This window comes from Mucilaginibacter robiniae, assembly GCF_012849215.1.
GTDB classification, from domain to species: Bacteria; Bacteroidota; Bacteroidia; order Sphingobacteriales; family Sphingobacteriaceae; genus Mucilaginibacter; species Mucilaginibacter robiniae.
In genome coordinates this window covers 764137-781497 of record NZ_CP051682.1, presented here as the reverse complement: position 1 = coordinate 781497, position 17361 = coordinate 764137, and the positions used below count along the sequence as shown (strand labels likewise).

The window sequence follows — 17361 nt, the reverse complement described above, 5'->3', positions numbered from 1 at the left end:
CTCTTTTTTTATGTGCCTACATACGACGCTTGCTCGGGTTTATTAAGCAGTCAGGTATTTGTTTAAATGTGCAAACAACACTACATCTAACCCATAAACGTCGGGTCTGAATTGCAGCGTTCCAGCTTCATCAGGCCAGCAGGTAATATAAGTAATATACACCGGCATCTTTTTAGGGGTTGATAAATTTGTTGGATCAGGATTATCTGCATTCATATCATTAGAAATAGTCTGATACTTATCACTGTCGCCAAATATGGCATGGGCCAAGTCTAATGGTTTTTCCAAACGTACACAGCCATGGCTTACTGCACGCATATTTTTACCAAAAGCGGCTTTAGCTGGTGTATCGTGTAAATAAACGCTGCTTGAGTTTTTAAATAAAAACTTGATTTTACCTAAGGCATTATCATCACCCGGGCGCTGTTTAAATGCGTATGCACTGTTATCTACAGCATCGGCCCAGTTGATAGTTTCCGGATCTTCAATTTTTTTACCGTTTTTATAAACATCAATGTTTTTGTTCGACAAGTAATAAGGATCATCTTGCGCAGCTTTAATGATTTCTTTGTTAGCAATACTTTGCGGAATGTTCCAAACTGGATTCACCTGTACAGCATAAATTACACTATTCAGCTGCGGTGTTTCGCGCGAAAACGGACGGTCCACTTTATCACTTTCATCATATTCAACCAGCGTGTTAGAACGATCAACATTGCGACCTTCGCCCACGCAAACCTTCATGTTTAAAACAGATTTACCATCATTCATTACATCCAAGCGGTAATCAGGAATGTTTACAAGTACATATTCATTTTGAGATGGCTTGTTTTTCCAACGTAAACGCTCCAGGTTCACTTTCAACGTACGGTCAGCTTCTTCAGGTGTCATGCCTGGTACTTGTACGCCGTTTTTCAAAGCTTTTTGTAAAGCCAAGTAAGCCGGGCTTTTAGGCTGAATACTATCCAAATATGTTTTTAAGTTATTGGTAGTAAATACCCGCAACATGGATGCACTGTCCGGACGTTTAGTTTCTGTAAAATAACGTGCGTAAATTTTACGTGGGCTTACTACGCCATACTGCAAAGTATTAGAGTAATTGATTAAAGAATTGGACAGCATAACTTCCAGCTTAGCTACAGTCTGGTAAGCTTCGTCGGTAGTTTTAATACCCTTTTTATCATACAATTTATTAACTAGTTCATTAATCTGCGCTGCCTGAAACATTTTCGGATCCAAGCCATGTTCGCCAGAACGTTGCAGATAGATGGCCATGCTTTTTAACTGATTATCTTTCAGGTGATCAAGTACTAAAGAAGGGTCATATTCATTTTGGGCATAATAGCCGCTAATTAGGCTAGGGTTGCTCAGTTTTGATTTTTGCTCAGTTAAGGCTTGTTGTAATGCCGTGCTAAAGCCTTCTGGTGTAACTTTATTAAAAGCCTTGTTGTGGCTTAAATTATAAAGGTTTTGCCCAACATCGGTCCGCTTTTTCTTACAGCTTTCAAAAGTAATGATGAACAAGGCGCATATAGCCAACGTTAGGGCCATAAAGCGGTTCTTCATTGTTAAAGTATTATCTCGTATCATAAGTAGTTAATTATATCCGACATATCTAAGCAATACCTATACCATTACTTCAGGTGACCATTAAATATTTTTAACTATGCTGATAAAATTAAGTTACTTAATAACTATTGCTATTCCTCCCGTTCAGGATTGCGCATTTCGCCTGATGGTTTTTGTGGATGGTTTGAATTAGAATCATTATCCTGTCCTAAATAGCTGAATTCCAATATACAGCCCCGATAACTAGTTTGATGTGGGTCTTCAGCCGATGGGCCGGAACTAACAGCACCACTATCAAGCGCTAAGTAAATTTTCTTACCATCTGGCGAGATTTCTACATCCCGGTATCGTACATTGCCTTTAAAATAGTTCAGGGTATCACTAACAATTTGGTTCCCGGCAGCATTAAGCTTCAACCTAACCAATTTGCCGCCCTTTAATGTAGGCAGTAGTACTGAGTTTTGCCAGCCTGGTATGGCTGCCGAAGTATAAACCGCAATACTGCTGGGGGCTTCTGAAGGCCATTCTGTACCATCATGGCTGCCGCTGCTTATTTTATTGAACAGGTTTACTAAAAACTCATGGCTATTCGGGTATAGCGTTTTGATAGGATTACGATAATTAGCTGAACCAATGCGCTGAGCGTTCTCCGTTTCACTACCAATAGTAGGATAGGTCGTGTGCCAACGACCAGGCAATTTTGCATTGTCAGATACACTGGCAGCTAAGCCATTATAATTATCATCTGCATAACCAATAATTAATGGGTGCCCGTAGTTCTTACCTTTTTCAATAATATTAATTTCGTCATCAGAGTAGGGGCCATGTTCAGATGAATAAATACGTCCAACACCATTAATTACGGCATAAGTTAAACCTTGCGGGTTACGGTGCCCATAGCTCCATACCGCATTTTGCCGGCTACTATTAAAAGGATTATCATTCGGTATCCATCGGTCGAAGGTTTTTGCATCCTGATCTGGCTCGGTATTAAAGCGTAAAATCTTGCCTTCGTAAACTTGCGTTTGCTGAGCATGATTGGGGCGGCCACCATTACCAAACTGCCCGGCGCCCATATCGCCTATGCTATAAAACAAATAACTTTTACCCTTAACCGGTGCAATTAACAGTCTGCCGCCATTATGGTCACTGCTGCCTGGAATAGTATCACATAAGGTGACTGGCTCAGATAAGCGGTGCGCCTGCGCATGATAGGTATAGCGTACAATTTTGGTTTTAAAATAACAGCCGCCTGTATTCAATTTACAGCCCGAACCAGTGCTATCTGCTCCGGCAAAGTAATAGAGATATGATAAATATACATAAGGTTTGCCACTAAGCAATCGTGGGTGCAGGGCCATACCCATTAAACCACCCTGCGGCCAAGGCTTACCACCGGTTGCAGATTTAGGCAGTTTATCATAGCGCGGGAAATTTCGATCATGGCTAATATCCAGCAAAACCTCTTTTGCTCCACTGGTTGGATTAATGCGGCTTACCTTGTAGCCATGTGCTTCAGTAACCCACAGCTGCTGGTCGGGACCTAAAATGATCTCCCACGGGTCACTTAGCTGGTTAGCTACCATCCGAACAGCAAACTTTTCGTGCATAGCTGTGCTGAGTAGTTGCTGTGCCTGTAAGCAGTTAGTAAGTAGTATTAATAAACAGGATATAGTTATTGTTAAATTTTTATTCATTAAGTTAAATACCTGAAGAGCAGCATTATGTTTTAACAATTTTTAGGAGTAAGGCTTCTCGTAGGTGTTAGTTTAACGTAAAGCATTCAGCATGTTAAAAGTGTACGCACAAATGCCGTTTATCCATTAAATAGAGATCAGTACGACTGTTAATTTAGTGCCTGCACAATGTAACTTATGAAAAGAGCTTTATTCATATTGATATTATTAACATCAGGACTGGTTGGGTGGGCGCAAAGCATAGCGCCGGTAAACTCTCATGCAACCACCGAAGTGAAAAATTTGCTTCGCTATTTATATAGTATTAAAGGCAAAAACATTATTACTGGTCAGCATAATTATAATGAACAGTTAAATGCGTTTTCGGATAGTGCCCGTCATATTACGGGTAAAATGCCAGCCTTGTGGGGAACAGATTTCATTTTGTCGGGTACGCAGGATAATGGTCCTCAAATTGTAGCTGAGGCTATCAAAAAATCAAAAGAAGGTTATCTGGTTACCTTAATGTGGCACCAGGGGCGACCAATTGATAACCCTCCATATGGTTGGAAAGAAAGTGTGCAGGGGAAACTGACCAATGTACAGTGGCAGGAACTGGTTACTCCCGGTACGGCTTTAAACCAACATTGGTTAGCCCAGATTGACCAGATAGCAGGCTATTTAAAACAACTGCAAGATGCCCATGTACCGGTATTATGGCGACCTTACCATGAAATGAATGGGGTTTGGTTTTGGTGGGGAAATCGTAAAGGTTCAAACGGGATTAATAAATTATGGAAAATGATGTATGATCGTTACACCAATTACCATCATTTAAATAACCTGATCTGGATATGGGGAGCTAATGGCTTGCGCGACATTCCTCAGGATGAAGCTTATAATTATGCTGATTATTACCCCGGAGCCGCTTACGTGGATATATTAGGCGCCGATGTATATCACTTTGATTATGACCAAAGCGATTATAATAAACTATTGCAGTTGGCGCATGGTAAGCTGATTGCTTTAACCGAAGTAGGCGAACTGCCTAAGCCTGAAATATTGCAGGCGCAACCTCAATGGGCTTGGTTTATGGTTTGGACCAGCTGGTTGTGGACCGATAACCCAGCGGGAAGGGCAAAAGAAATTTACAATTTGCCGCAAGCTTTAAGCCATGATGAAGTGGCGCAAAAATTGTTGCACCCCTGAACATGATGCAAAAACAACCTGAGGTATGGCAACGCGGACCTTTGCCCGATATGCCAGCTCTGCTACAACCTGTGGCCCATGCACTATTGCAGGCTCGTGAAGAAGTAAATGAATTGATGGCCGGTTTTCCTGCCAGCTTGTTGTGGCAAAAGCTGGCAGGAATGGCATCACCGGGGTTTCATATGCAGCACATGGCTGGTGTGTTAGATCGGTTGTTTACTTATGCACGTAATGAAAGCCTAACGGATAATCAGCTGGCCTATCTCTCCGCCGAAGGCCAGCCACCTGCCGGTATTTACAGCACGGAAAGCTTAGTGGCAAATTTTAATCTACAGGTAGATAAAGCTTTAAATCAGCTACGCAGTACTGACGAAGCACAATTGCCTGATGTGCGTTGGGTAGGGCGTGCACGGGTACCCTCAACGCTGATTGGTTTGTACGTACACGCCGCCGAACATACTATGCGTCATACCGGTCAGCTACTGGTTACTGTAAAAGTTTTGCTGAACAGGGAAGCTTAGTAGGGATAGTTTACCTGTGGTTTTTATTGAATACTTTCAATGACTTTTTGTAGGTCTTTGTAGTTCTCAATTCGGTAATCAGCTACGTCTTCGCCATACTCATGATGCGGATCGTACAGTAACGTAGGCATTCCTAAATCTTTACCTGCTTTAATTTCCGAATCCGGATCATCACCAATTACCAGTACTTCTTCGGCTTTGTAGTGGTTGCGCTGTATAATGTCCTGAAAAACATCTTTCTTGGTTTCGTCAGTTTGGTCAGGGTCGTTAACAATAGTTTCTATAAAATCGGTATGCAAATCCAGCATCCGTATTTTACTTTGCTGCATTTTTTCAAACCCCATCGTCACCAGGTACTTATCCAAATGCACCTGCTTGATGAACGAGTAATCCGTAAACGGCACTATAGGATAACCATAGGTGGTTTTCCGAAGCAGTTCCATACCTTGTTCTCTAAGCTCCTCGTTAAAGCCATATTGGTCAGCAAGAATCTGAAAAGCTTTCTTGCTCATCAGTGTTTTTGCTTCTTCCATCTTTTCAGCACCTACTTCATTCTTATACTTATCCATTAAAGCAAATAGGTCTTTAAAAATAACAGGGCTGATAGATGAGGTATCAAAAATGGTATTGTCCAAATCCAATATTAAAGCACGAATCATATTCTCTATTTAAGATAGAGATAAACATTAGTGCAGGCTTATAGTTTCGGTTATCTGTATAAGTTTAAAGTTGGTTACTGTGCTTGTTTGATAAGTTTTATCGGGATGAATTTAAGTTTTAAGCCTAATCTGGCGCATAATAGTGTCAGTCGCACCAATATGGTTCTCCGTATAATAATGGGCTGCCTGACCTGCTTCCTGTAAAATCTCAGGGTGCTGAATTAATCGGTCAACTACATCCTGCAACTCATCATTGTTTCGGATGCTGAATCCGGCTTTTTGTTCAATCAAATCGTGAGCTTCTTTAAACTTGGCGTAATTAGAGCCGAAAATAACAGGGAGGCCAAAAGCTGCTGCTTCCAGCGTGTTGTGAATACCCGCACCAAACCCACCCCCTATATAAGCTATACTACCATACTGATACAAGGCCGATAGCATACCAATATTATCAATAATCAATACTTGTTTCTCGGATATAGACGTTGGGTAATTAGCTATCTCTGAAAACTTGATGACTGTTCCGGCAGGTAGTAAGGAGATTAGCTTATTAATCTGGGCTGCGTGAATTTCATGTGGAGCAATAATGAACTGCCAGTTGGTATGCTGTTTAACCAGGCCGGCAATCAATTCTTCATCTTGTGGCCAGGTGCTGCCTGCTATAAATACAGGTTTGTCATTTTTAAAAGCTTCTATTTCGGGCAGAGTACGTGGGTGTAGTGCATTAGCCCACACACGGTCGAAACGGGTATCGCCACTTACTGTTACGTTGTGTAAATTTAAAGCAGCCAATAACTGTTCAGAAGCTTGGTTTTGCGTAAAGAAGTGGGTTACCTTAGTTAAAATTTGCCGGTGTAAGCTGCCATACCACTTGAAAAATACTTGTTGCGGCCTGAATATAGCTGATATAACATATAAGGGAATTTGCTGCCGGTGTAGTTCATTAAAGAAATGGTACCAGTACTCATATTTGGTAAAAACAGCAGCAGCCGGCTTTATCGCATGAATAAACTGGCGGGCATTACTTGCGGTATCCAGTGGCAGGTAGTAAACAGCATCAGCCAGTGGCGTATTCTTGCGAATTTCATATCCCGATGGAGAAAAGAAGGTTACCACAATTTTATAACTGCTATATTGCTTACGGGTAGCTTCCAGTACTGGCCGCCCCTGTTCAAACTCGCCTAAAGAGGCAAAATGGAACCATATACTCTGCTGAAAATCTGTAACTTTTTGCTCTTGTCTTCCGTTTAGCCAGCGTTTAGCTTTGGTATTCCAAATTGATGCAATTTTCGCGATGAAGTAATAAAGTTGTACACCAATGTTGTATAATACCAGCATCAAATTCAAGAATTAGTATTTTAGTCGGGCATAAAAGTATACAATTCAACAAGTAAAAGGAAAGAAGATATGAGAATAGCAGTCGTGGGGACGGGGTATGTGGGTCTGGTTACCGGCACGTGTTTAGCGGAGACGGGCAACGAGGTGGTGTGTGTAGACATCAACCAGAAGAAAGTAGAGATGATGCAACAAGGGCAGCTGCCCATCTATGAGCCGGGGCTGGAGCAGCTCTTTCACCGCAACATTGCCCAGGGCCGCCTACGTTTTACCACCTCGCTCTCGGAGGGCATCGAAGAGGCCAAGATCATCTTTTTAGCCCTGCCTACCCCGCCGGGCGGCAATGGCGCCGCAGACCTGAGTTACGTACTGGGTGCCGCAGCTGATATTGCCGGGCTTTTGACCAGCTATAAAGTGATTGTGACCAAGTCTACCGTTCCGGTAGGCACAGCCGATAAGGTGACTGCTATCATGCAGCAGCACATTCGTGAAGGGGTGAGCTATGCCGTAGTGTCTAACCCCGAGTTTTTGCGCGAGGGCGTAGCCGTAGAAGACTTCATGAAGCCGGACCGCGTAGTGGTGGGTACCTCCGATGAGCGGGCCCGCAAGCTGATGGCCGAGCTGTACGGCCCTTATGTACGCCAGGGTAACCCCATCATCTTTATGGATGAGCGCTCTTCGGAACTGACCAAGTATGCGGCCAACTCCTTTTTAGCTACCAAGATCTCCTTTATGAACGAGATTGCCAACCTGTGCGAGCGCGTAGGCGCCGACGTGGACATGGTGCGCAAGGGCATCGGCGCAGATGAGCGCATCGGCAGAAGGTTCTTGTTTGCCGGCATTGGTTATGGCGGCAGCTGCTTTCCGAAAGACGTACAGGCGCTGGCCAAATCAGCCGAGGAAAACCACTACGACTTCAAGATCCTGGATGCGGTGATGGACGTCAACCAAACCCAAAAGCGCATGCTGGTAGAAAAAGTAAGCAACTACTACCAGGGCGATCTGAGCGGCAAGCACTTTGCCTTGTGGGGACTGGCCTTTAAGCCGGAAACGGATGACATCCGTGAAGCCCCGGCACTGGAGATTATTGATGCGCTGCTTTCGGCAGGCGCTACGGTGTCGGCCTTTGACCCGGAAGGCATGAACAATGTCAAAGCGCTGCTGGGCGAGAAGATTACCTTTGCCGAGAACCCGTATGCAGCGCTGGAAGGCGCCGATGCACTGCTGATTGTTACCGAGTGGCAGCTGTTCCGTACGCCGGACTTTGAGCGCGTAGGCTCGCTGCTGAAAGCCAAGGTCATCTTTGATGGGCGTAATTTGTACGACATTCAAAAGATGATTGACTGCGGCTTTTACTACAACTCCATCGGCCGCAAGGTGGTGGGCCGGGAACAAGTTGTAGAAAGTAGTAAGGCTTAAGTATTGAGTAAAAAATAGAAAGTAACCAGTAACCAGTAACCCTTCTACCGTATACTCTTAAACGAAAGACCCTCATAAAAAAAGAAAGGGTAAGCCAGCGGAGAAAAGTTCTTTAGGCTTGCTGGGTTTACCCTTTTAGTAGATAGCTTTAGCGCACTGATCCGATTTCATAACGCATTCAACTATTCAATAGCATTACCATTATGACTAACCTGCAAGGTAAAAGAGTACTCATCACGGGTGCAGCCGGTTTTCTGGGCTCGCACCTCTCGGACCGCTTTATTAAGGAAGGCTGCCGGGTGGTGGGTATGGATAACCTCATTACCGGCGATCTGCGCAACATCGAGCATTTGTTTAAGCTCGAGCAGTTCGAGTTTTATAACCATGACGTATCCAAGTTCGTGCACGTACCGGGCGAGCTGGACTACATTCTGCATTTTGCCTCACCGGCATCTCCCATCGACTACTTAAAGATCCCGATCCAAACACTCAAGGTAGGTTCCTTAGGCACGCATAACCTGTTGGGACTGGCCCGGGCCAAAGGCGCGCGCATCCTGGTGGCTTCCACCTCGGAGGTGTATGGCGACCCTTCGGTAAACCCGCAGCCTGAGGAGTACTGGGGCAACGTGAACCCGGTAGGCCCCAGAGGCGTGTATGATGAGGCTAAGCGCTTTCAGGAAGCCATCACTATGGCTTACCACACCTTTCACGGGCTCGAAACGCGCATCGTGCGCATCTTTAACACGTATGGCCCTAGAATGCGGCTGAATGACGGACGGGTGCTGCCAGCTTTCATTGGTCAGGCGCTGCGCGGTGAGCCGCTTACCATGTTTGGAGACGGTAGTCAGACGCGCTCGTTTTGCTACGTGGATGATCTGGTGGAGGGCATTTACCGGCTGCTGCTGAGCGATTACGTGCAGCCTATGAACGTGGGCAACCCCGATGAGATTACCATCCGGGAGTTTGGCGAGGAGATCATCAGGCTCACCGGCACCGATCAGCAGCTCATCAGTAAGCCGCTGCCCACCGATGACCCTAAGCAAAGAAGGCCGGACATCACCAAAGCCAAGGCGCTGCTGGGCTGGCAGCCCAAGGTAAGCCGGCAAGAAGGGCTCAAGATTACCTACGAGTACTTCCGCTCGCTGCCTGAACACGAAATTCAACATAAAGAATTTACACAGTTCATTAAGTAATTCTTTTACTACCTTGCATAGCAAATTTCCATTTATGAAAAAGATATTAGTAACTGGGGGCCTGGGTTTTATAGGTTCTCACACGGTAGTAGAATTAGTAAAGGCAGGGTATGAGCCTGTTATTGTAGATGATTTATCCAATTCACATATTAGCATACTTGACCAGTTAGCCACGATAATCGGCTTTAAACCGGTTTTTCACCAAGTTGATTTGGCCGATGAGGCAGCTGTAAGGCAATTAACAATCACCGAGCCTCAAGTAGAAGGTATTATTCACTTTGCTGCTTTTAAGGCAGTGGGCGAATCAGTGCAGTTTCCATTGAAATATTACCGGAACAATTTTTATTCACTGGTTAACTTGCTGAATGCTTATTACGGTAAATCATTAAATTTTGTGTTTTCATCCAGCTGTACTGTTTATGGCCAGCCAGACCAGTTACCCGTTACTGAAGATGCACCTGTAAAGCCAGCGCAATCACCTTACGGCAACACTAAACAAGTGGCCGAAGAGATATTGAAAGACATGATTGCATCAGGCAGCAACTATAAAGTAATATCATTACGTTATTTTAACCCGGTAGGTGCTCATGAATCAGCGCTGATCGGTGAGTTGCCATTGGGTGTTCCTCAAAACTTGGTACCGTTTATTACACAAACAGCCATTGGTAAACGTGAAAAGGTTACCGTTTTCGGTGATGATTATAACACTCCTGATGGTAGCTGCATCCGCGATTATATTCATGTGGTAGATTTAGCAAAAGCACATGTGGCCGCGCTGAAGTTAATGGAGCAGGATAGCTTTACCGGGTATGATGTGTTTAACATAGGTACAGGTAAAGGCACCTCAGTACTGGAAATTATACAAGCTTTTGAACGGGCAACCGGCGTAAAACTGAATTATACTGTAGGCCCGCGCCGGGGCGGCGATGTGGAACAGGTTTGGGGCGATGTAACAAAATCAACCGAAAAGTTGAACTGGAAAGCCGAATTAGACGTCGACACTATGATGTCATCAGCCTGGGCATGGGAAAAAGCTATTGCACAAAAGGCTTTGTAATTTAATTTATATTTGGGCATGAAAAAAATTATCATCACCGGCGGTGCTGGTTTTATTGGTTCGCATGTAGTACGTAGGTTTGTAAAATCACATCCTGAGTATCAAATCATCAACCTGGATAAATTAACCTATGCAGGTAATCTGGCCAATTTGAAAGATATAGAGAATGAATCCAACTATCGTTTTGTAAAAGGCGATATTGTGGATGCTGAATTTATAAATTCTCTTTTTGAAACAGAACAGCCTGATGCGGTTATTCACCTGGCTGCCGAGTCGCATGTGGATCGATCTATTACCAATCCGCTGGAGTTTGTGATGACTAACGTAGTGGGTACCGTAAACTTGTTAAACGCTGCACGCTATTATTGGAAAGACCGGTATGAGGATACCCGTTTTTACCATGTATCAACCGATGAGGTGTATGGTACCTTAGGTGAAAACGGTATGTTTACAGAAGAAACGCCTTATGATCCGCACTCACCTTATTCGGCTTCTAAAGCTAGTTCCGACCACATGGTAAGAGCTTACCAGGATACTTATGGAATGAATACGGTAATTTCTAATTGTTCTAACAATTACGGTTCTTTTCATTTTCCTGAAAAGTTAATTCCGCTGTCTATTCATAACATCAAGCAGAATAAATCCATCCCGATTTATGGTAAGGGTGAAAACATACGCGACTGGTTGTGGGTGGAAGACCATGCACGAGCTATTGATGTAATTTTCCATCAGGCTAAATCTGGCGAAACGTATAACATTGGTGGTCATAACGAGTGGAAGAATATTGACCTGATTAAATTGCTTTGCCAGATTATGGACAGAAAGCTAGGCCGGGAACCAGGTACTTCTGAAAAGCTGATTACCTATGTAACCGATCGCGCGGGTCATGATTTGCGCTATGCCATTGATGCTACCAAGCTGAAAACCGAACTGGGCTGGACCCCAAGCATTACGTTTGAACAAGGCCTGGAAAAAACAGTAGAGTGGTATCTGGATAATGAACAATGGTTAAATGATGTAACTTCAGGCCATTATCAGCAATATTATGAAGAACAATATACGCAGAGATAACGTATACCATGCTAAATTCAATTTAGCCTCTGATTTTTAAACTATAGAAACAGTAAAGCAGGTACCTTGATCAAGTACCTGCTTTTTTTATTTGCAACATTTTTAATGCGCGTACTCCTTTTCGGCCAGATAGTAATAAGGCCAGAATAAATGATGCGTAAAAACATTTTTAGTATCATCCGGAAACTTTTGCCGGTAATCAGCATTGGGCATCAGAATAATAGGTGTACCGCACGATACATATAAGTTGGTAGGAGCGTAAGCTGGTTCAGTAAATTGCGGCAATGTTTTTTTAATGAACTTATATACCAGATGCCCCAAATATTTTTGATTGTTTTTTACCGCTCTTACCGGCGGCTTTGCTAAACGGTTATACACATGTTTGATATATAGCCTAATCAGTAACGATTGGTTTTTGGTGCCTTCATTAATGTTACTGAACGGATTCAACGTATTAAAATCATGAACAGTTTGAATAGAAAAAGGAGTTTCGGGCACCCAATCGGCAGCATTGGTAATGGCTATGCCCCAGCCACCACGAGTTAGGTAATTATAGGCATACGCATAATAGGTATTACCTGGTTTAGGAGGGGCACTGCTGTAAACCTTAAAACGGATATCGGCAGGTAATTGCTTTCGTTGCTGTAAATCAGCTAAATAGGAGCGGAGTAAAAAGCTGATAGCCGCACCCTGGCTATGCCCCATGATAATAAAATCATGAATGTTTTGCTCCCGGTACAATTTGGTAATTTGTGGTACAATGGTTTTTGATAAGTTGGCTAGTCCTAACAACCAGCCTATATGTACAGCTGCTCTCGGGTTATCGGCCAAATGGTAGTTAAAGGTAGTGGTGTCATCAATATGGAGATGCCCGGTGGCTGGCACCATGGCCGCATAAAAGTTTTCCAGCCAGCTCACGTTTTCGGCTGTAGTTCCTCGTATACTGATTACCGCTGTTTGGTGGTTATTAATCCATAAATCCCAACGGTTGTTCAATGGCCCAACTGCCGAACGATAAATCATGTGATAAGTTTGTGGCTTGGGCACATGGTCGTTCTTCATCGCCGTATCCACCTGCTGGCGCGATATGCGCAGCATCTCCAAATACTCTTGAATATCAAAGCCGGGCTTTAATTGTGCCTGTGTATTTAAACACAACAGTAAACCACTTACAAATAAAATTAAATGCTTCATGTAAATAACTATGTCGATAGCAACCTGCCGATATTGTGTTTTGTTTAATTACATTTAACTATAGCCGTAAAAAACAGCAGCCGCATAGTAAAACTATGCGGCTGCCATTATATACAGGATTAAAAAACTAATTACACGGAAAACGAAGTGCCACATCCGCAGGTGCTGGATGCATTAGGGTTGTTAAAGGTAAAACCACGTGCATTCAGGCCATCTTGAAAATCAATCTGCATACCCACCAGGTATAAGCCATGAGCTTTATGCATATAAACTTTAACGCCTTCAATGAAGTATTCTTGGTCACCGTCTTTTTTCTGATCAAAACCTAATACGTAATTCATGCCAGCGCAACCGCCACCTTCAACGCCTACACGCAGGCCAAAATCATCACTCAGTTCTTGTTGATCTTTTAACTTTTTTAATTCCTTAACGGCACCTTCGGTAAAAGTAACCGGTGCAAGTTCAGTGGCAACAGCTATACTCATGGTATTAAATTTTATTTGCTTTAAACAAATATAAGTTAAAATGCAGATTTTTGTTACCCGCATCCCATTTAATGACGAATAGCTAACATTATCTTATGAACAACATAGCCATTTACAGCTTACTGCTTGATATTATTAAACTCACCATGGCCGGTATAGGTACCGTATGGGTAGCTTTTTACCTGGTTAAACCTTATCTGGATAAAACAGAGCGGCTGCGCATACTGGAACTTAAAAAAGCTGCCGATAGCCAAACACTGCCTTTGCGGCTACAGGCTTATGAGCGCCTGGTGCTGTTTATTGAACGTTGCAATCCGGCTAGTTTATTGATTAGATTGGGTGGTACTACCCTCAGTGCAACAGAGCTGTATCAGGTAGCTGCCAATGAGGTGCGCGAAGAATTTCAGCATAACTTAACCCAGCAAATTTACGTAAGCAGCCGAGCTTGGGTTGTTACCCGCAGGCTGAAAGATGACACATTAAATTTACTGAACAACACGCTGCAAGGCTTGCCGGCCGGCGCTACTGGCCTGGATTTTAGTCGGGCGGTGTTAACCAACTTAAGTCAGCTGGAAGATAACCCTTACGACTTGGCTACAGGTTTAATTCATAAAGATTTAGATGAATTATTTAACTAATCTGAAAGTTGCACTCTCTTGTTAGCGGACTTTGTAGTAAGCTGTTTATCAGTAATGTAGCGTAAAAACTATAGTGTCCTTTTTACAGTAGATGCCCGGTTTTTGAATAATCGGGCTCTAAAAATAATATATACCGCATCCTCAGTAACTTATATTTTGAAAAGGAGTGAAGGGTATTTTGTGGCGTAAGTATTGATGTAAATTCAGTGTTAAGCAAAGGTTGCTTTACTGCGCAGCCTTGAAAATGTACCTTTTATTTAGGTAGTCTTAAACCATAAAATTATTCAGCAGTCTGTTTAGATTGTATGGAGGTATGTATGGTATGAAAGCGTAATCGCGTACTTGATATAGAGTAAAAAATGCACCTGTGCAAATTTTTTATTTTATTTTTTAATTGACTTTTTTTTCGAAACTTCGATGTTCCGTAGCGGCGCCAATCAATGTGGAGCGAGGGTTTGGAAATCAGTATTTTATCTTGAACAATATGGAAAAAACTTGTACTAACGTTTGGAACAGCTGCTTGCAGATCATAAAAGATAACATACCGGCTCAAAGTTTTAAAACGTGGTTCGACCCTATTAAAGCTTTGAGGTTGGAAGGAAGCGTGCTAACCATACAAGTACCAAGTTTATTTTTTTACGAATGGCTGGAAGAACATTACGTAGGCTTACTGCGTAAAACTATTAAAAAACAGCTGGGCGATGAAGGTCGGCTGGAGTATAATATCGTAGTGGAGCAATCGTCATCCAGCAAGCCTTTTACCACCAATATGCCCTCAAATGGAAACGGTGCTGAAGCCAAGAATCAATCCATGCCGATACCTATTTCTATAAATAAAGATATCAAGAACCCTTTTGTTATACCTGGCTTGAAAAAGTTGCATGTTGACCCACAATTAAATCAACACTATACTTTTGAAAACTTTGTAGAGGGGGATTGTAATCGTTTAGCCCGCTCGGCAGGCTATGCAGTAGCTGCTAAACCAGGTGGTACTTCTTTTAACCCGCTCATGATTTACGGTCATGTAGGTTTAGGTAAAACTCACCTGGCACAAGCTATCGGTAATGAAATTAAACGTACACTGCCTGATAAGCTGGTTCTATATGTATCGTGTGAGAAATTTACCCAGCAGTTTGTAGATGCTCTGAAACATAATAACATTAATGACTTTGTGAACTTTTACCAAGCCATTGATGTACTGATTATGGATGATGTGCACAACTTTGCCGGCAAAGAAAAAACACAGGATTTCTTTTTCCACATTTTCAACCATTTGCATCAATCGGGCAAGCAGCTGATTATTACTTCAGATAAAGCGCCTAAAGATTTAGCTGGTTTAGAAGAACGTTTGTTATCACGTTTCAAGTGGGGCCTCTCTGCCGATTTGCAAATGCCTGATCTGGAAACCCGTATGGCAATCTTGAAAAACAAAACTTATCAGGATGGTATTGAGTTGCCGGACGATGTAATTGAATACGTAGCCCACAACATTGATAACAACGTGCGTGAACTGGAGGGTGCTATGGTATCGTTACTGGCACAATCAACCCTGATGCGCAAGGAGATTGATTTGAACCTGGCTAAATCAATGCTGAAAAACTTTGTGAAGCATTCTTCCAAAGAAATATCAATCGAGTACATCCAGAGCTTAGTTTGCGAGTATTTTGAAGTACCGGTAGAAATGGTAAAATCACAAACCCGTAAGCGAGAAATTGTACAGGCTCGCCAAATATCTATGTATCTGGCTAAAGCGCACACCAAAAGTTCACTGAAATCTATTGGTAACTTTTTCGGTGGTCGGGATCACTCTACAGTTATTTATGCTTGCCAAACGGTAGAAGATTTAATTGATACCGATAAGAAGTTTAAAGGTTATGTAGCCGATATTCAGAAAAAGCTGAAAATGGCTTAATAATATGCTCCCTTTTACTAACCAATTATAAACCCAGGCCCTGCCACTTGTGCAGGGCCTTTTTATTTTCAGTAAGATTTGTTTTTAGTGGAAGCTTAGTGGATTTGACTGCTATATTTAAAATACTTCGCCCAAATTCACGAACAAGCCACGTGAGCCTTTAATACCTACGCCATAATCAATAGCTACGTTGGTATTAGAGTGCTTGTTAATTTTTACACGCAAACCTGCGCCGGTGGCAGGTGCAAAGCCTGAAAATTTATTATCAGGATAGTTGGTAAACGTTTGCCCGTTGGCAAATACCACACCACCAAATAAGCCATTGGGTGTTATACCAAACCGGTATTCACCCTCAATGTACAACATATCGCGGCCACGAAATCGACCTTGTTCATAACCCCGGCCACTGTTATTATAGGTGTCTTGCCCGGTGGCGGGTAAATCCAGGTAAGGGGTTTGGGCCGAGCTGAGCCAGACCATGCTCCAAAATGCCAATACGTTGTTGGAAGTAGGCGAGGGCCTGAAATATTTACGTATATCAATCAGTAATGAACGCCAGTTAGTGTTGCTATTTAACAGTGTTGAGTTTTGTCGATAAATTACACTGGCATAAGCACCATTGAGTGAGTTAATGGAATTTTTGCGGTTATCAAACAAAAAATTCAATACCAAGCCTGATGAGGTAGAGGTAGTAGTTTGCCCATAAGCTTTAAAATCATCGCGGGTGCTGGTTTCGGTTGGGTCTTGTGTAATATTGTAATGATAGTCCAGATTGTAGCCTATGCCTAAATAATAATCTGTAACCAGTTTTTTGAAAAAAGTACCATAAGCCCGTACGTAATTGTAAACCAAATCGTATTCGTTAGCGGATGGCGTTCGGGTACCTAAACCATAGTTGTCTGTCGGGAACTTTTCCCACCGTATATCTGAAGTAAACTTATACTGATTACCGGGCGACCAAATTTCCCAACGGTTAACAAAAATGCGTTGTTGCCGAGTATCAAAAACGAGCTCTGCATTAATAGAGGATAAGTTTTCCAAATGTCTTTTACCTGTATAAAATGCAGCATTAGCTACGGCATCTGCTGCTAAGCCGGTAGAGAGTGAGTAGCCGGCTGATGGTACAACCGAAAAATTTAGCCGTTTGGCAGCTTGGTTATTTCCTGTGGCTTCCTTCTTGTGTAATATCCTACCTAGTACATCAATAGCATCTACTTGTTTTGATGAATCAGTAACCGGCTGTAAAACGGTATCTTTTTTTAAAGTTTGCGCAGTTGAATGATGGTTTATGCATAGCAATCCACTGATAAGAACAGGAATAACAGCAGCTTTTAAGATGGATAGTTTAATCATTTAAACTTGCGGACAAAAGGTATAAGTTTTGAGTACTACTATCTGGTATAATTTAGATAGCTACTTTATTACA

General features: G+C 42.7%; 15 protein-coding genes. 8 read left to right on the top strand and 7 right to left on the bottom strand.

Translation table 11 applies throughout. The features are described from left to right. Positions 1-42 precede the first annotated feature (42 nt). Together HH214_RS03560 and HH214_RS03555 are read right to left on the bottom strand one after the other, a co-directional pair. On the bottom strand, positions 43-1566 hold the full coding sequence (locus HH214_RS03560) for a L,D-transpeptidase scaffold domain-containing protein (RefSeq protein ID WP_169606038.1): 1524 nt from the start codon (positions 1564-1566) through the stop codon (positions 43-45). Positions 1567-1700: 134 nt separating this feature from the next. Beyond that, a complete protein-coding gene (locus tag HH214_RS03555) occupies positions 1701-3266 on the bottom strand; it encodes a PQQ-dependent sugar dehydrogenase (protein ID WP_169606037.1) in 1566 nt (521 codons plus the stop codon). A gap of 177 nt (positions 3267-3443) precedes the next feature. On the opposite strand from HH214_RS03555, the gene HH214_RS03550 reads away from it, so the two are divergent. Together HH214_RS03550 and HH214_RS03545 are read left to right on the top strand one after the other, a co-directional pair. Further along, positions 3444-4454, top strand: a complete 1011-nt coding sequence (locus HH214_RS03550; protein ID WP_169606036.1) for a glycosyl hydrolase — start codon at positions 3444-3446, stop codon at positions 4452-4454. A gap of 2 nt (positions 4455-4456) precedes the next feature. Further along, positions 4457-4975, top strand: a complete 519-nt coding sequence (locus HH214_RS03545) for a DinB family protein (protein WP_169606035.1) — start codon at positions 4457-4459, stop codon at positions 4973-4975. A gap of 23 nt (positions 4976-4998) precedes the next feature. On the opposite strand, the gene HH214_RS03540 is transcribed toward HH214_RS03545, so the two are convergent. Together HH214_RS03540 and HH214_RS03535 are read right to left on the bottom strand one after the other, a co-directional pair. After that, positions 4999-5634: an HAD family hydrolase gene (locus tag HH214_RS03540; protein ID WP_169606034.1), complete on the bottom strand. Its 636-nt coding sequence runs from the start codon at positions 5632-5634 to the stop codon at positions 4999-5001. Between the two features lie 111 nt (positions 5635-5745). Beyond that, positions 5746-6969 carry a 3-deoxy-D-manno-octulosonic acid transferase gene (locus HH214_RS03535; protein WP_169606033.1) on the bottom strand — a complete coding sequence of 408 codons (1224 nt, stop codon included), beginning with the start codon at positions 6967-6969 and terminating at the stop codon, positions 5746-5748. Between the two features lie 69 nt (positions 6970-7038). Between HH214_RS03535 and HH214_RS03530 the strand changes: the two genes are divergently transcribed. The 4 genes from HH214_RS03530 (at position 7039) to rfbB (ending at position 11706) form a co-directional block, all read left to right on the top strand. Next, complete coding sequence (locus HH214_RS03530) at positions 7039-8385, top strand: UDP-glucose dehydrogenase family protein (protein ID WP_169606032.1); 1347 nt, start codon at positions 7039-7041, stop codon at positions 8383-8385. Positions 8386-8597: 212 nt separating this feature from the next. Further along, positions 8598-9578, top strand: a complete 981-nt coding sequence (locus HH214_RS03525; protein ID WP_169611029.1) for a UDP-glucuronic acid decarboxylase family protein — start codon at positions 8598-8600, stop codon at positions 9576-9578. A 34-nt stretch (positions 9579-9612) separates the two neighbouring features. Continuing rightward, on the top strand, positions 9613-10635 hold the full coding sequence (gene galE, locus HH214_RS03520) for a UDP-glucose 4-epimerase GalE (RefSeq protein ID WP_169606031.1): 1023 nt from the start codon (positions 9613-9615) through the stop codon (positions 10633-10635). Positions 10636-10653: 18 nt separating this feature from the next. After that, positions 10654-11706, top strand: coding sequence for a dTDP-glucose 4,6-dehydratase (gene rfbB, locus HH214_RS03515; protein ID WP_169606030.1), 1053 nt, complete (start codon positions 10654-10656; stop codon positions 11704-11706). 102 nt (positions 11707-11808) lie between these two features. Here the strand turns inward: rfbB and HH214_RS03510 are convergent, their stop codons facing one another. Together HH214_RS03510 and HH214_RS03505 are read right to left on the bottom strand one after the other, a co-directional pair. Continuing rightward, positions 11809-12900: a lipase family protein gene (locus tag HH214_RS03510; protein WP_169606029.1), complete on the bottom strand. Its 1092-nt coding sequence runs from the start codon at positions 12898-12900 to the stop codon at positions 11809-11811. 131 nt (positions 12901-13031) lie between these two features. After that, complete coding sequence (locus HH214_RS03505) at positions 13032-13385, bottom strand: HesB/IscA family protein (protein WP_169606028.1); 354 nt, start codon at positions 13383-13385, stop codon at positions 13032-13034. Between the two features lie 95 nt (positions 13386-13480). Here HH214_RS03505 and HH214_RS03500 point away from each other — a divergent pair, with 95 nt between their 5' ends. Beyond that, positions 13481-14023 (top strand): DUF7935 family protein, encoded by a 543-nt coding sequence (locus HH214_RS03500; protein ID WP_248282195.1) that lies wholly within the window; start codon positions 13481-13483, stop codon positions 14021-14023. A gap of 484 nt (positions 14024-14507) precedes the next feature. Further along, positions 14508-15935: a chromosomal replication initiator protein DnaA gene (gene dnaA / locus HH214_RS03495; RefSeq protein WP_169606027.1), complete on the top strand. Its 1428-nt coding sequence runs from the start codon at positions 14508-14510 to the stop codon at positions 15933-15935. Between the two features lie 117 nt (positions 15936-16052). On the opposite strand, the gene HH214_RS03490 is transcribed toward dnaA, so the two are convergent. Then, positions 16053-17288 (bottom strand): BamA/TamA family outer membrane protein, encoded by a 1236-nt coding sequence (locus HH214_RS03490; RefSeq protein ID WP_169606026.1) that lies wholly within the window; start codon positions 17286-17288, stop codon positions 16053-16055. Positions 17289-17361: the final 73 nt, after the last annotated feature.